This is a genomic window from Stappia indica, assembly GCF_001696535.1.
GTDB lineage: Bacteria > Pseudomonadota > Alphaproteobacteria > Rhizobiales > Stappiaceae > Stappia > Stappia indica.
Genome location: NZ_MBQE01000001.1, coordinates 158,335 through 174,086, shown reverse-complemented (window position 1 = coordinate 174,086; position 15,752 = coordinate 158,335). Strand labels below are relative to the sequence as shown.

Here is a 15,752-nt window from a genome sequence, read left to right as displayed (position 1 = left end):
TGCATCGCAACATAACGGGTGAGGAGCCGCATCGAAGCGGACCGTCGGGGAGGACACCACCATGAAGACACCGCGCGCTTTCTATCAGCCGCTCGCCATCGGCGCGCCATCGCCGCTGCGCGAGCAGCCGGTGCGGCTGGAGCGGATGATCCACTTCGTGCCGCCGCATGTGGAGAAGATGCGCGCCAAGGTGCCGGACCTGATCCGCTCGGTCGACGTGGTGCTGGGCAATCTCGAAGATGCCATTCCCGCCGATGCCAAGACGGATGCCCGGCGCGGATTCATCAAGATGGCGCAGGACAACGACTTCGGCAGCACCGGCCTGTGGACCCGCATCAACTGCCTGAACAGCCCCTGGGTTCTCGACGATCTGATGGAGATCGTCACCGAGGTCGGCGACAAGCTCGACGTAGTGATGCTGCCCAAGGTCGAGGGGCCCTGGGACATTCACTATATCGACCAGCTCCTGGCGCAGCTGGAGGCGCGGGCCGGCGTGTCGAAGCCGATCCTCGTCCATGCGATCCTGGAGACCGCGGAGGGCGTGAAGAATGTCGAGGCGATCGCCACTGCCAGCCCGCGCATGCATGGAATGAGCCTGGGGCCGGCCGACCTTGCCGCCTCGCGCGGCATGAAGACCACCCGGGTCGGCGGCGGTCATCCGGATTACACGGTGCTCGCCGATGCCGGCGATGGTGCCGCGGCGCGCTCCGCGTTCCAGCAGGATCTGTGGCATTACACCGTCGCGAAGATGGTCGATGCGTGCATGTCCGCCGGCATCAAGGCCTTCTACGGTCCCTTCGGCGACTTCTCGGATCCTGCTGCCTGCGAGGCCCAGTTCCGCAACGCCTTCCTGATGGGCTGCGTCGGCGCCTGGTCGCTGCATCCCAGCCAGATCGACATCGCCAAGCGTGTTTTCAGCCCGGAGCCGGCCGAGGTCTCCTTCGCGCTACGCATCCTGGAAGCCATGCCCGACGGCACCGGCGCCGTGATGATCGACGGCAAGATGCAGGACGACGCCACCTGGAAACAGGCAAAGGTGATCGTCGATCTTGCCCGTATCGTTGCGGCAAAGGATCCGGCCATGGCCGATCTTTACGGACTGTGAGCTGAAGGCGGGGCGAAGTACGAGGCACAGCTGCCTCTGCCTTCGCCTCGCGACTTGTAAACCGCCCGTTGAGAGCGTATGCGCTAATGTTGAATCGAGGGAGAAGCTCCCGACTTACGCTCAAACCGGCTGAAATCTGAACAGATGCGTACCGCGAAATTCATGATCGGTCAGGTCGTCAGACACCGGGTGTATCCCTTCCGGGGAGTCATCTTCGACGTCGACCCGACATTTTCCAACACCGAAGAGTGGTGGGACGCGATCCCGGAAGACGTGCGCCCCGAGCGCGACCAGCCGTTCTATCACCTGCTCGCCGAAAACGCGGAGACGGAATACGTCGCCTATGTTTCGGAACAGAACCTGGTGCCGGACGATACGGGCGAGCCCGTTCGCCATCCCCAGGTCGACGAGATCTTCGAGCAGCTGGACGACGGCTCCTACCGCCCGCGCGACGTCGAGCTGCACTGACAGGGTCCGCCGGCGCGCGTGACCGGCAGGCTGTCACAGGCAACTCGCAACTTCCGGACATCACAACGAAAAACGCCGCGGCCAAGGCCGCGGCGTTGTCGTATCGAAGTCAGGCAATGCCGGCTCAGTTCGCGCCCGAGCCGGTCACTTCCTTCTGCTTCTCGATCAGGCGCTGGCGAGCCTCTTCGGCGCGCTTCTGCAGCTCGGACTGGAGCTGCTGCTGCTTCTGCTGCAGCTCTTCCGGATTGATCGCCGGGCCGTCATAGACCTTGGTGAAGCCGGACAGGGTCAGCTGGAACGGCACCTGCTTGGCCTGCTGGTTCAGCGTGGTCAGCACCAGGTTGCCGCCGGCCTTCATCGAGCCGACGAAGGCATCGTCGATCACCAGCTCGGAGTAGCAGGCGTTCGGGAAGCAGATGCCGTACTTGGCTTCGGTCTGCTTGCCGCTGTCGACCTGCACGCGCAGGCCCGGCTGGATCAGCATCCCGGGGGGGACGGCCATCAGCAGGGTCTTGCGGGCTTCGCCGCCAATCTCGCGCACCGCGACGGAGGCCAGGAACTGGCCGGTGTCCGTGCGAAGCTCCTGCGTCACGACGCAGATCTCCTTGTTGGACTGCGGGTCGGTATTGCAGATCTTCACCCAGGGCGAGTCCGCCGAAGGCTGGATCGTCTGGGTCTGCGCAGCGGCGCCGCCGGCAAAGGCCATGGTCGCCGCAGCGGCGATGGTCAGGCCAGCCAGGTGGTTCTTCAGTTTATCTGCCATGCAATGCGTCCCTAAAGTCCGTTGTTTCGCCACGGCGGACACCAAACGCGTCGTCGCCGCGAACGGGAAATCCTGTCCCTCGCTCGCCAAACCTGTGCGCAACGAATGCGGCAAGACCTTGGCTCATGCGATCACGGGCGCATCTTTACAGTCTGGCGCGAGGAATATCCAGTTTCTCGGGCACAGCAGTGGCTTCAACCGGCATACGCGCGTGCAGGACCGCCGAGCTGTTGCGAGAATGCCGCAGTCTTTCCCGCCTGCCCGCCGCCAGCCGTCGCCGGGCTGTCGTTGAGACTGCGTTAACCATAACAAAGTGATTGGGAACTACGATCCAACCCCATGACCGAGATGCGACCAGTCCCGATTCTCTCCCTCGCGAAGATTTCCGCGCTGTTTGCCGCGGCCGTGCTTGCTTTTGCGCCGGTCGGCGGCGCCGCGCAGGACGCCGACGTGCCGTGGAGCCATGGCATCGCCATGCATGGCGACCCAGCCCTGCCGGCCGATTTCGCCCACCTGCCCTATGCCGATCCCGACGCGCCGCGCGGCGGCGCGATCACCCATGGCGTCCAGGGCTCCTTCGACAGTCTCAACCAGTTCATCGTCCAGGGCGGCACCACCACTGCACGCGGCATCCGCGATACCGATTTCGGCGCGCTGGTGATCGAAAGCCTGCTTGAGCGCAATCTCGACGAGCCCTTCACGCTTTACGGCCTGCTGGCCGAATCGGTCCGGATGCCGGAAGAGCGCGACTGGATCGAGTTCCGCATCAACGAGAAGGCCCGCTTCTCCGACGGCACGCCGGTGACCGTGGACGACGTGATCTTCTCCTTCGAGATCCTGCGCGACAAGGGACGGCCGCATTTCCGTTCGCGCTATAGCCGCATCACCTCCATGGAGAAGACCGGCGAGCGCAGCGTCCGCTTCACCTTTGCCGACGGAAGCGACCGCGAGCTGCCGCTGCTGGTCGGCATGTCGCCGATCTTCGCCAAGCACACGATCGATCCGCATACCTTCGACCGCAGCACCCTGGTGCCGCCGGTCGGCTCCGGCCCCTACATCATCGACAGCGTCGACCCTGGCAACCGCATCGTCTATCGCCGCGATCCGGATTACTGGGCGAAGGACCTGCCGATCCGGCGCGGCCTCTACAATTTCGACCGCTTGAGCATCGAGTATTACCGCGACGAGAACACCCTGTTCGAGGCCTTCAAGAAGGGGCTGGTGCAGGTGCTGCCCGTCGCCGATCCGGCGCGCTGGACCACCTCGCTCGATTTTCCGGCCGTGACCGAAGGCAAGGTCGTCAAGGAAGGCTTCCGCCTCGGCACGCCGGCGGGCATGCACGGCTTCGTCTTCAACACCCGCCGGACGATCTTCTCGGACGTTCGCGTGCGCCGGGCGCTTGCCATGCTGTTCGACTTCGAATGGGTGAACCGCACGCTCTATCACGGCCTTTATGCGCGCACTGGCGGCTATTTCGACAATTCGGTGCTTTCCTCTCTCGGCCGTCCGGCCAGCAAGGCCGAGCGTGCGCTGCTTGCCCCGTTCGCCGAAGAGATCGCCCCGGATGTGCTGGAAGGAACCTGGCAGCCGACGCAGGCTGACGGCTCTGGCCGCGACCGCAAGGTGCTGCGCGCGGCGGTGGAGCAGCTGGCCGAGGCCGGCTACCGGATCGACGGGCGCACCTTGCGCGGCCCCGACGGCGCGCCGCTGTCCTTCGAGATCCTTGTCGCATCGCAGGACCAGGAGCGGCTGGCGCTCGCCTATCAGCGGTCGCTGAAGCTGATCGGCGTCGAGGCGCGCATCCGCTCGGTCGACAGCGCCCAGTATCAGCGCCGCCGCCAGACCTTCGACTACGACATGGTCATGAACACCTGGCTGGTCTCGCTCTCGCCCGGCAACGAGCAGAGCTACCGCTGGGGCAGCGAGGCGGCCGGACAGGACGGCTCGTTCAACTATGCCGGCGTGAAGAGCCCGGCGGTCGACGCGATGATCGACGCCATGTTGTCGGCACGCGATGCGGACGGGTTCACCGATGCGGTTCGCGCCTTCGACCGGGCGCTGATTTCGGGCGCCTATGTGGTGCCTCTTTTCCATCTTCCTGAAAAATGGGTGGCGCGCTGGACCGCGATCGGCCGCCCTGAGGTACAGTCCATTACCGGACCGCGCTTCGAAACCTGGTGGTCCGCCGCCGAACGGCGTTGAGTGGCTTGGGAATGACGAGATGATCCTGACCCCGCTGAAGACAATCGAGGCACATCGGCAGAGCGGCATCTGGGGCCGCGTCACGCTGGATGCGCTGTTCCGCAAGACGGCCGCCGCCCATCCCGAGCGGCTGGCCCTGTGCGATCCGGACGAGGCCGCAGGCGGCTTTCGCGAGGTGCCGCGCCGGCTCACCTATGCGGAGGCGGATGCCGAGATCAGCCGGCTTGCCGCCTTCTTCGCGGCAGTCGGGCTGAAGCACGACAACGTCATCGGCCTGCAGAGCGCCGGCACGGTGGATGCGGTCATCGCCTTCCTGGCGGCCTTGCGGGCCGGGCTGGTGGTGGCACCGCTCCCGCTGCACTGGCGCCAGAAGAACGTGCTGGAGGCGCTGACGCGCGCCGGTGCCAAGGCGCTGGTCGCCGGCGAGAGCTTCGGCGGGCGCTCCATCGGGCTGGAGGCGCGCGACACCGCTGCGGACCTCTTCGCCCTGCGTTTCGTCTTCGGCCTGGGACGGGATGTCGCCGACGGCCTGATGGAGGTGGAGCAGATCCTCACCGAGCTGCCCGACGACATCGAACCTGCCCCCACCCGCCGCGATCAGAACGCTGCCGACCACGTCGCGACGCTGACATGGACCCGCTCGACCAGCGGCGAGCCGCTTCCCATCGCCCGCAGCCACAACCAGTGGGTCGCCTGCGGCCTGATGCCCTATCTCGAGCTTTCCCTGCCGCAGGCGCCGAGCTTCCTGCTCCCTTACGCGCTGACCGGCATGGCCGGCATCGGTGCAGGCCTCGTGCCCTGGCTGCTGTCAGGCGGCACGCTGCATCTGCATCACCCCGGCTCGCTGCGCCGGCTGGCCGCCCACGCGGATGCGGTGGAGGCCGATATCGTGCTGTGCCCGGGCGCCCTGGTGCCGGCGCTGGACCGGAGGATCGAGCGGCCCGACTGCCGCATCGTGCCGGTCTGGCAGGCGCACTCGCCCGCCCCTGCCCCGCATGCCAGCAACCGCGAGCTGGTCGACCTGCATGTCGCCGACGAATTCGCCATGGTCGCCCGCACCCGCGAGGGCAGCGCCCTGCCCCGGCCGCTGCCGAGCGGGCGCATCGGCTCGCCCTCGGCCGCCCCGCAGGCGCCGGCGCTGCTGGAACTGGCCATCGACACGGAAGTCAGCCCGGCGACGCTGAAGGTGCGCGGCGCCATGGTGCCGGATTCGGCGTGGCCCGCCTGCAAGGTGCGCATGCCGACCGACAAGGCCGGCTTCGTCGACACGCTGCTGCCGCTGCGCCAGACCGAGAACGGCATCACCGGCTTCGGCATTCCGGGACAGATGGCGCCGGGCGTCGGCTCGCTGCCGACGCTGGATGCGCTTTATGCAGCCTTCCCCGGCATCCGCGAGGCGGCCGCCTTCCTCGTCGAGGACGGCATTCTCGGCGCCCGGCTCTATGCCGCGATGGTGCCGCAGAAGGGCCTGCTCTTCGATGTGGAGGGCTTCTACGCCTATCTGGAAGCCGAGCATGCCGGCCTTGCCGAGATGCCGCATCGGGTGCTGCCCGTCGCCGCGCTGCCGCGCAATGCCGCCGGCAAGGTCGACCGCGAGGCGCTGGCCATCCGCGCCGGCTTCGGCCACTCGCAGGTCGCATGAGTCGGGAGGCCGCCCGCCGCCTGTCGGTGCTTCTGGACGGTCCGAGGACTCGCCCTGAGAGCCTTCTTGCGCGCCTTGGCCGTGCCTGGGGCGATCTCGCCGAGATCGCCTGGGCCGATACCCCGCCGGCACGCCTGCCCGATGTGGTGGTGAGCCTGCCCGGCAAAACCGCCCGCGGGTTCCCGGAGGCGCGAGCGAAAGGCGTGCATGTGCCGCGCGTTGTGCTCTGCCCTGATCCGGTCGCCGATGCCGAGGGGATCGAGACACACCTGCCGGATACGTTCCTTTCCCCCGCCTGCCCGCCGGAACTGGCGCTGGAGAGGCTGGCCGAGACGGTGCGCCAGGCGCGGCGCATGGAGGAAGCACGGTTACGCCGGGCCGCCTTCGGACCGTTGGCAGCGGTACAGACCCGCGATCTCTCTCAAGGCATTCCGGTGCTGGTCGCCGGCGACAGCGCCCGCATCGGCGTGGCACTCGGTGCCCACCTTGCCGCGCTCGACCTGCGCGGCTGCCTCACGGCGGATGCCGCGCTGGCTGCGCTGGAGGAGGCCCCTGCCCGGCTGATGGTGATCGACCTGCCGGCATCCCGGGCGAGCGAGCTGCTCGCGCGTCTGCGCGCCGATGCGCGCCATATCACGCTGCCCGTGCTGGTTCTGTGCGCCGACGAGGCGGAGGCTGCTGCCCTGCTGACGGTTGGGGCCAGCGACTGCATGCCCCGCGCGGCCGCGCCGCAAACCCTTGCCCGGCATCTCCTGTGCCTGCTGCGGGCCGGCGCGCGCCGGTCCCTTGCCGACCGGGTGCTCGCCGGCTATCGCCCGCGACGCGGTCTCCCCCTTCTGCCGCGCGAGGCGTATGAGTGCTATCTGGCGGCCCTTGGCGAGGCGCTGGCCTTGCGCGGGCTGGAGCCGCTGACCCTGCAACTGGCACAGATCGCGCCGCCGCCGCTCGCGTCCAGGGCCGCGAATGACGACCCCTTCGCCGGTCCCGTCGTCAACCCCGTCCTTTCGGCTACTCTTGCTGCATCGCGCGACGAGGATTTTGTTGCTAGGGTCGAGGAGCTGGGCGATATCGCCGTGCTGCGGGATGCGGAGGCGCAGGAGCGCATCCGCCAGCGGATCGGCGCCATCGTCGCCAGCACCGCCTTTGCCTGACGCGCCACCTCTTCGCGCTTCTTGCGCAACCGACGAAAGGACTGCCCATGCCAGCCGAGACGGACACCGCAGCCGGGCAGCAGGCAGCCTCGCCCGAGCAGGCCGCAATGCCCATCGACGTCATTTCCGACGTGGTCTGCCCCTGGTGCTATATCGGCAAGCGGCGGCTGGAAAAGGCGCTGGCGAGCCTGCCGGACGTTCCGGTTGCCCTGCGCTGGCAGCCCTATCAGCTCGACGCGACGATCCCGCCGCAGGGTAAGGATCGCCAGCAATACCTGATGGAGAAGTTCGGCAGCCAGGCGCGCATCGACGCGCTGCACGAGCAGATTGCCGCCGCCGGCCTGCAGGAAGGCATCCCCTTCGCCTTCGAGCGCATCCGCACCTCGCCCAACACGCTGGACTGCCACCGCCTGCTGCTGTGGTCGCGCGCCGACGGGCTGCAGAGCGAGATGGCCGAGCGCCTGTTCCGCCTCTATTTCCTGGAAGGAGCGGACCTCAGCGATCCGCAGACGCTGGTCTCGGCCGCCGCCGATGTCGGCATGATGTCGGATCTCGTGGCCGAGCTGCTGCCGACGGATTCCGACCGCAACAAGATCACCGCCGCCGTCGAACAGGCCCACCGCATTGGCGTCACTGGCGTCCCCGCCTTCATCATCGACGAACGCTTCATCGTCATGGGCGCGGAAAAGCCGGAAACCCTCGCCGCCGCGATCAAGCACGCCTATGAGACGAAGACGGGGTGAGATTGAGAATATGTTTGGAGCAATCAGAAGTATCGTCCAACCCAAACGTCAGGAACCACAGTACACAAACATGTTGCCATGCAAAAAATATAGCGCTTCTCAAAATTCGATTCGTGGGATTAAATAACTCATATTTCATTTCAGATAGAGGTGTATGTTATGTTTGGCGTCGGGGAGATCGTTTATAGTTTAATTAGTTCCATTGTATACGATGGCATCAAACGCCCTTTTAAGGGGCTTTCCGACGCAGTCGCACGCAGAAAAAGCATAAACCGAGCACTCGGAGCGACTTCAGAAGAAAAGTCAAAAACCCCCCCAGAAATAAATGATATTATTAAGATTATATCTCACGATCATGGCGAATATACTACAGCTGTATCTGAATTTCTTCATGAACTAAGAAAAAGTAGCATCCCAGACAGCCTTAAAAAGCTATCTATTTGTGGAAGGGATATGGAATTAGCATTTCCAGCATTCAACTTACTATACAAATCACATGAACCTTTGCCCTTTTCGAGCAAATCGCTGTTCGACGCTCTTGTCGCAGCCATAAACTCACGATTACAGCAAGGTGTCGAGGAAGAGGTTATATATGACGCGATAAAGATTAATAGCGGCGAAATAATAAACAGAATTGAAGATCTAGCTCGGAGCCTGCAGAAAGCCAACTCACACACCCCTTTGAGTGCGAGCCAGTTTTCCGAAATACGCCTTAGAGTAGCCAAAGGTATTGAGGCGGCAAACCGTCAGGTTACGGTGGAGACAACACAGGGCGCAAAAAAAGTAGCGATCAAAAAGATCGTTATCTCTCCTCGGTTAAGCGTCATTTCTTCCAATGAAATGCTGATGGCTCACAGAGAGGCACATTCCAACAGGGAATATAGCGTAAATTATCTAGGTTTTCGCAGAACCTTCAATAAAGCGATTATACTTGGAGACCCTGGCGGAGGAAAATCCACCTTAACACAATCACTTTGCTATGATCTCGCACGCCAGATAAGTCTGGAATCGTCAACACCCAAGCATGATTCATTTGATTCTAGGGATTTAATATTGCCGCTGCGCGTTGTTTTACGTGCGTTAGAAAAAAATCAACAGCGACACCCCTCTTACTCGATATTCGATTATCTAGTTGATGAAGTAAAAATATATTGCGAAAATGATGACAGTATTGCAAAGAAGTTCCTATTGCAATCTCTGTACTTAGGCGAGGTTGTAATTCTTTTTGACGGTCTGGATGAGATACTAGAAGTGGGCGCGCGGAGGGCAATGGCGGAGCTGATACAAAAATTTGTGCATAGCTATGCCACCTGCCCCGCATTGGTTACATCTCGCATAGTTGGATATAAAGACGCTCCTTTGAGCGATGAATTTGCGATGTATACGCTCGCGAAGTTGAATAAAGAAGAAGTTCGGAAATTTTCGGGGCTATTAATCCGCGCAATCTCTGGCTTGCGAAAGGCGGAGGCCGACGAAAAAGCAAACGATTTCATTTCTCAAACCGAATCTGCAGCCTCAGATCTCCGTGAGAATCCTCTTCTTTTAGGTCTAATGGTGTATGTATTTAACGCCAGAGGAGAAGTTCCAAATAATAGGCCTGAAATTTATAAAGAATGCTCAATGCTAATGTTTGAAAAGTGGGATCAGAGGCGAGATATCGTTTTCAGCTTCCCTCAAGATTTTAATCTTCTCGATTTGTTTGGGCACCTAGCACTGGAAATATTTGGAAATGCTGAAACGGAAGAAGGGGTAACTGAAGAATGGTTGACGGAAAAACTCAGGGAATTTTTCCTTATCTGGTACGACAACAATAAATCAAGATCTTATGAGGCGGCCAAAGTATTGGTAAACTTCATAACCGGACGAGCGTGGGTTATGTGTGATGTTGGGCCGCAGTTATTTAAATTTACACATAGGACATTTTTGGAGTATTTCTTTGCACGCCGCTTGGAGGAGGAGGCGGGCGGAACTGTATCCTTACTGGAGAGACATCTAATCGGAAAAGCTCTGAATGCTGAATGGGATGTGGTTAGTCATCTGGCTTTACAGATTTCAACATTCCGCAGCGGGGTTCGGTCGACACAGGCTGTTGATGCGCTTGTCAAGTATGGCACTGAGACCAACCTCAGCCCCAAAGACGAGATGAATTTTTTATCATTTTTTGCCAGAGCCATCGACTACCTCATAGTTCCAGAAACAAAATTGCGAAAGGTTTCGACCTTCATATTTTCGAGATGCCTGCACATTGGCTCAAGATACAATAAGAATTCCGTCGAAATAATTCATGAACTTCTGGAATCAACAAAGAGTAAACAAAAATTCGTAGAAGACACACTGCGAAAATTAGTTGATCCGCGAGTTGATGCACCTAATTCTTCTGAGCGTTCATTTTTATTGTATTTAATCGGAGCGCGAGTCACAGGCTTTCGAGCAAGTTCTATTAGTGGACATTATTCGCCGTCGGATCGAGTGTGGCAGGCTTTTGCGGACACGAGGATCAGAATTCACGCAGATCAATACAAGCGTGCCTTGGTTGACGCCAATGAAGCGCGATCATATATATACATTTATCATGACAAAATTGTTGAGATGTATAGAAAATATCGTCGCGACATTTTCTTGCAGAGGGCTTCCCCACTTACGCCAACTGAAATATCGGCGCTACCGTTCTTTTTGTTTGTTTCGTCATTGCGCCCCAATTTGCTCAACAGAACCCATATTTACTCCCCATTGAAACTGGGGGACCAGCAGAGATTAGAGCTGCTAGACATGCTTTCCGAAGATTTCTTGTCCGCGTGGCGATCTGGCGATGCACTGGATATGCTATCTGAGACAAACTACTTTGCAGGCAGCCTATTGGAGGAACTTGTTTTTCGCGCAAGACACGGTTTCCAACGCCCCAGCCACTCCAGAAAGCACGGTTTCAGTTCGAAGGAGATCTTTATAATACTCCTATTTATTTGGGTTACGCGCAAGAATGCTCAAAATTCCGGAGACCCTGGCAGAATTCGACGTAGAAATCACCATGAGTCTGTTTCGAGTATTATTATGGATGATATGAAATTTTTCGATTCTGATGAATTTGGCAAAGCAATACTGGAGATAGCGCAGCAGCTTCGCAGTGATTTTCCCGCGCCCTCTTAGATCTCTGGCTCCACTTCCGTGCTTGGAATTGAGATTAGAGCATTCAGTTGCTGTCTATCGCGGTCGCGGCAATTATCGCGACCGCGATCAACATCTAACTGCCGGATGATCAGCCCTTCAGGATGCTACGGCCGGCGTAGCGGGCCTGCTCGCCCAGCTCTTCCTCGATGCGGATGAGCTGGTTGTACTTGGCCAGCCGGTCGGAACGGGCCAGCGAGCCGGTCTTGATCTGCCCGCAATTGGTGGCGACGGCGAGGTCGGCGATGGTGCTATCCTCGGTCTCGCCCGAGCGATGCGACATGACGGCGGTGTAGGCCGCCTTGTGCGCGGTGTCGACCGCGTCCAGCGTCTCCGTCAGGGTGCCGATCTGGTTGACCTTGACCAGGATCGAGTTGGCGACGCCCTTCTTGATGCCCTCGCGCAGGCGCACCGAATTGGTGACGAAGAGATCGTCGCCGACCAGCTGGCACTTGGAGCCGACCAGATCGGTCAGCGCCTTCCAGCCGGCCCAGTCGTCCTCGGCCATGCCGTCCTCGATGGAGATGATCGGGTAGCGAGCGACGAAATCGGCGAGATAGGCAGCCATCTCGTCCGGGCCGAGCACCTTGCCCTCGCCGGAAAGGTGATACTTGCCGTCCTTGAAGAACTCCGTGGAGGCCGCGTCGAGCGCGAGGCAGATGTCCTCGCCCGGGCGGTAGCCGGCCTTCTCGATGGACTTCATGATGAAGCCGAGCGCGTCCTCGGTCGAGGCAAGGTTCGGGGCGAAGCCGCCCTCGTCGCCGACATTGGTGTTGTGGCCGGCGTCCTTCAGGCCCTTCTTCAGGGTGTGGAAGACTTCCGAGCCCATGCGCACGGCCTCAGTCAGCGTTTCGGCGCCGACCGGCATGATCATGAATTCCTGCACGTCGATGGGGTTGTCCGCATGGGCGCCGCCGTTGATGATGTTCATCATCGGCACCGGCAGCAGGCGTGCGCCGGCGCCGCCCACATAGCGGTAGAGCGGCAGGCCGGCCGACTGGGCCGCGGCGCGGGCGACGGCCAGCGAAACGCCGAGGATGGCGTTGGCGCCGAGGCGCGCCTTGTTCGGCGTGCCGTCGAGGGCGATCATCGCCTCGTCGATCTTGATCTGGTCTTCCGCATCCAGGCCGCCGACGGCGTCGAAGATCTCGGTGTTGACCGCGTCGACCGCCTTCTGCACGCCCTTGCCGAGGTAGCGAGAGCCGCCGTCGCGCAGCTCCACCGCCTCATGCGCGCCGGTCGAGGCGCCGGACGGTACCGCGGCCCGCCCGAAGGCGCCGTCTTCCAGATACACGTCGACCTCGACGGTCGGGTTGCCCCGGCTGTCGAGGATCTCGCGGGCGGTGATGTCGACAATTGCGGTCATTCTCGTCTCCCTGCGGGTGGGACTTGGCAAAAGGTGGGTTTCAGCCTGTCCCCGTCCGGCTGTTCCTAGCCGAAGCGGACGACAGGGAAAAGGCGGTGTCAGATGCCGCGCGGGCGCGACTTGGCGATGCGGTCGAAGGCCATCAGGTCGGACAGAAGGTCCTTCAGGTCCTTGAGCGCGATCATGTTCGGCCCGTCGGAGGAAATAGTGTTGTCCGGGTCGGGGTGGGTCTCGATGAAGACGCCGGCAACGCCGACGGCCACGGCCGCGCGCGCCAGCACCGCCACCATGGTGCGGTCGCCGCCCGAGGAGGTGCCCTGCCCGCCCGGCTGCTGCACCGAGTGGGTCGCGTCGAACACGATCGGCGCGCCGGTCTGCGCCATGATCGGCAGCGCGCGCATGTCGGACACCAGCGTGTTGTAGCCGAAGGAGGCGCCGCGCTCGGTCAGGAGCACGTTGGGATTGCCGGTCTCGACGATCTTGGCGAGCACGTTCTTCATGTCCCAGGGGGCGAGGAACTGGCCCTTCTTGACGTTGATGATCGCGCCGGTCTTCGCGGCGGCGACCAGCAGGTCGGTCTGGCGGCAGAGGAACGCCGGGATCTGCAGCACGTCGACGACCTCGGCCACCGGGGCGCACTGGTCGGCGGAGTGAATGTCGGTCAGCACCGGCATGCCGTAAGTCTCGCGGATCTCGGCGAAGACCGGCAGCGCCTCATTGAGGCCGACGCCCCGCGAGGCGGCGATGGAGGTGCGGTTGGCCTTGTCGAAGGAAGCCTTGAAGACGACGGAAATTCCGAGGCTGTCGGCGATTTCCTTCACCGCGGCGGCGCATTCCAGCACATGCGCCCGGCTTTCCATCTGGCAGGGGCCGGCGATCAGCGACAGCGGCGCGTCCTGCGAGAAGGCGACATTCCCGACCGTCACGGTTCCATTGCACGTCTGGTTCATGGCAGCTCGTATCTCCTGCTGGACCTGGCCGATCTTCCGGCCCGCCCCGCCCGCTGGCGCGTTCCGCCCGTCAGTAGTCCGCATGGCGAGCCGGTGCAAGCACCTCGCGCGCAAGAGATGCCATCACGGCTGCCCGATCCTTGCCGCAATCCTCGTGTCATCGTTCGGCGGGTATGACGCGAAGCCGTTGTGCCGCCATTCTTTTCGCCGACTTGGTTCCGTCATCCTTTCAGGTTACCTTGCGGCCCGTGCCGCCTCCCGATTCCACCAGACACGGAAAACGCGCTTCATGCAGAACAAGAAGATCCGCAAGGCAGTCCTTCCGGTGGCAGGCCTTGGCACCCGTTTCCTGCCCGCGACGAAGGCCCTCCCCAAGGAGATGCTGACCATCGTCGACCGGCCGATCATCCAGTATGTGGTCGACGAGGCGCGCAACGCCGGCATCGAGCACATCGTCTTCGTCACCGGGCGCAACAAGCACGTCATCGAGGATCACTTCGACATCGCCTACGAGCTGGAGGACACGCTGCGGTCCCGCTCCAAGGCATCTGCGCTGAAGCTGCTCGAAGCGATCCGCCCGATGCCCGGCACCACCAGCTTCACCCGCCAGCAGGAACCGCTGGGCCTCGGCCACGCCATCTGGTGCGCCCGCGACATCATCGGCAACGAGCCTTTCGCGATCCTGCTTCCCGACATGCTGATGAAGTCCGAGCCGGGCTGCCTGTCGCAGATGGTCGAGGTCTACAACCAGAGCGGCGGCAACGTGATCTCGGTCGAGGCCGTGCCGGAGGACCAGACCCAGAATTACGGCATCGTCGAAGTCGACGGCGACGCGAGCGGTCGCACCTTTTCCATCACCGGCATGGTGGAGAAGCCGGCGCCGGGCACCGCACCGACGAACCTCTTCATCAACGGCCGCTACATCCTGCAGCCCGAGATCTTCCAGCTGCTCGGCAGCCAGGAGACGGGCGCCGGCGGCGAGATCCAGCTCACCGACGCGATGCTGTCGCTGATGGGCATGCAGCCCTTCACCGGCCTGCGCTTCGAGGGCGAGACCTACGATTGCGGCTCCAAGTCCGGCTTCCTGGCCGCCAACATCGCCTTCGCACTGGAGGACGAGGAGCTGGCCCGCGAACTGCGGCCGCTGCTGCAGTCGCTGCTCGACAGCTGAGCGGGCCGCACATGCGCAAGGTTCTCGTCACCGGGTCGGCGGGCTTCATCGGCTTTCATCTCGCAAGCCGTCTGCTCGCCGACGGATGGCAGGTGATCGGCCTCGATTGCGTCAGCCCCTATTACGATCCCGCGCTGAAGGAAGCGCGGGTGGAGATCCTGCGCCAGCATCCGAACTTCATCGAGGCGCGGATCTCGCTGGAGGACCGAGATGCGGTGATGGCGCTGATGGCCGAGCATGCGCCGCAGCGCATCATTCATCTGGCGGCCCAGCCGGGCGTGCGCTACTCGCTGGAGGCGCCGCAGGCCTATGTGGATGCCAACGTCACCGGCTTCCTGACCGTGCTGGAGGCGGCCCGCGCCCACCCGGTCGACCATGTGGTCTTCGCCTCCACCTCTTCGATCTACGGTCTCGACGAGACGATGCCGCTGTCGCCCCATCGCGGCGGCAACCATCCGATCTCGCTCTATGCGGCGACGAAGAAGGCGAACGAGGCGATGGCGCACAGCTACGCCCACCTCTTCCGCATCCCGCTGACCGGCCTGCGCTTCTTCACCGTTTACGGCCCCTGGGCGCGGCCGGACATGGCGCTCTACAAGTTCACCCGCGCGATCCTGTCAGGCGAGCCGATCGACATCTACAACAATGGCGAGATGCTGCGCGACTTCACCTATGTCGACGACATCGTCGAGGGCATCGTGCGCATCGCCGAGCGCCCGCCGGCGGTGAACGAAGGGTGGGATGCGGCGGCCTCCGATCCGGCGACCAGCTCGGCCCCCTACCGGATCCACAATATCGGCAACTCCGAGCCGGTGAAGCTGCTGCGCTATGTCGACGCTATCGAGGCGGCGTGCGGGGTAAAGGCGATCCGCAACCTCATGCCGCTGCAGCCAGGCGATGTTCTGGCCACCTGGGCGGATGTCGACGACCTGACGCAGGCGACGGGCTTCCGTCCCCGCACGTCTGTGGAAGACGGCGTGCGTGCCTTCGTCGAGTGGTATCGCGACTTCTACAAGGTCTGAGGCTGGG

At 62.2% G+C, this 15,752-nt stretch carries 12 protein-coding genes; 9 read left to right on the top strand and 3 right to left on the bottom strand.

Annotated elements, in window-relative coordinates:
- The first annotated feature begins 61 nt into the window (after nt 1–61).
- Together BBX35_RS00820 and hspQ are read left to right on the top strand one after the other, a co-directional pair.
- The gene (locus tag BBX35_RS00820) at nt 62–1,105 is read left to right on the top strand and encodes an HpcH/HpaI aldolase/citrate lyase family protein (RefSeq protein WP_067214936.1); all 1,044 of its coding nucleotides are present in this window, start codon (nt 62–64) and stop codon (nt 1,103–1,105) included.
- Between the two features lie 144 nt (nt 1,106–1,249).
- Nucleotides 1,250–1,573 (top strand): heat shock protein HspQ, encoded by a 324-nt coding sequence (hspQ, locus tag BBX35_RS00815; RefSeq protein WP_067214933.1) that lies wholly within the window; start codon nt 1,250–1,252, stop codon nt 1,571–1,573.
- 124 nt (nt 1,574–1,697) lie between these two features.
- Here the strand turns inward: hspQ and BBX35_RS00810 are convergent, their stop codons facing one another.
- Complete coding sequence (locus BBX35_RS00810; protein WP_067214931.1) at nt 1,698–2,336, bottom strand: invasion associated locus B family protein; 639 nt, start codon at nt 2,334–2,336, stop codon at nt 1,698–1,700.
- Nucleotides 2,337–2,675: 339 nt separating this feature from the next.
- On the opposite strand from BBX35_RS00810, the gene BBX35_RS00805 reads away from it, so the two are divergent.
- The 5 genes from BBX35_RS00805 to BBX35_RS22655 all read left to right on the top strand — a co-directional run bounded on the left by BBX35_RS00805 (nt 2,676) and on the right by BBX35_RS22655 (nt 11,218).
- A complete protein-coding gene (locus BBX35_RS00805) occupies nt 2,676–4,538 on the top strand; it encodes an extracellular solute-binding protein (RefSeq protein WP_067214928.1) in 1,863 nt (620 codons plus the stop codon).
- Between the two features lie 19 nt (nt 4,539–4,557).
- Nucleotides 4,558–6,180, top strand: a complete 1,623-nt coding sequence (locus BBX35_RS00800; protein WP_067214927.1) for an AMP-binding protein — start codon at nt 4,558–4,560, stop codon at nt 6,178–6,180.
- The gene (locus tag BBX35_RS00795) at nt 6,177–7,331 is read left to right on the top strand and encodes a hypothetical protein (RefSeq protein WP_067214924.1); all 1,155 of its coding nucleotides are present in this window, start codon (nt 6,177–6,179) and stop codon (nt 7,329–7,331) included. Before BBX35_RS00800 ends, BBX35_RS00795 begins: the two co-directional genes overlap by 4 nt.
- Nucleotides 7,332–7,378: 47 nt before the next feature.
- Nucleotides 7,379–8,074, top strand: coding sequence for a DsbA family oxidoreductase (locus BBX35_RS00790; protein WP_067214922.1), 696 nt, complete (start codon nt 7,379–7,381; stop codon nt 8,072–8,074).
- Nucleotides 8,075–8,233: 159 nt separating this feature from the next.
- Entirely contained in the window at nt 8,234–11,218 is a 2,985-nt protein-coding gene (locus tag BBX35_RS22655) for an NACHT domain-containing protein (RefSeq protein WP_083206090.1), read from the top strand.
- A 109-nt stretch (nt 11,219–11,327) separates the two neighbouring features.
- Here the strand turns inward: BBX35_RS22655 and eno are convergent, their stop codons facing one another.
- Nucleotides 11,328–12,602 carry a phosphopyruvate hydratase gene (eno, locus tag BBX35_RS00785; RefSeq protein WP_067214919.1) on the bottom strand — a complete coding sequence of 425 codons (1,275 nt, stop codon included), beginning with the start codon at nt 12,600–12,602 and terminating at the stop codon, nt 11,328–11,330.
- A gap of 98 nt (nt 12,603–12,700) precedes the next feature.
- A complete protein-coding gene (gene kdsA, locus BBX35_RS00780) occupies nt 12,701–13,552 on the bottom strand; it encodes a 3-deoxy-8-phosphooctulonate synthase (protein ID WP_067214916.1) in 852 nt (283 codons plus the stop codon).
- Between the two features lie 289 nt (nt 13,553–13,841).
- On the opposite strand from kdsA, the gene galU reads away from it, so the two are divergent.
- Together galU and BBX35_RS00770 are read left to right on the top strand one after the other, a co-directional pair.
- Complete coding sequence (gene galU / locus BBX35_RS00775; protein WP_067214914.1) at nt 13,842–14,723, top strand: UTP--glucose-1-phosphate uridylyltransferase GalU; 882 nt, start codon at nt 13,842–13,844, stop codon at nt 14,721–14,723.
- Nucleotides 14,724–14,734: 11 nt separating this feature from the next.
- Complete coding sequence (locus BBX35_RS00770) at nt 14,735–15,745, top strand: NAD-dependent epimerase (protein WP_067214911.1); 1,011 nt, start codon at nt 14,735–14,737, stop codon at nt 15,743–15,745.
- Nucleotides 15,746–15,752: the final 7 nt, after the last annotated feature.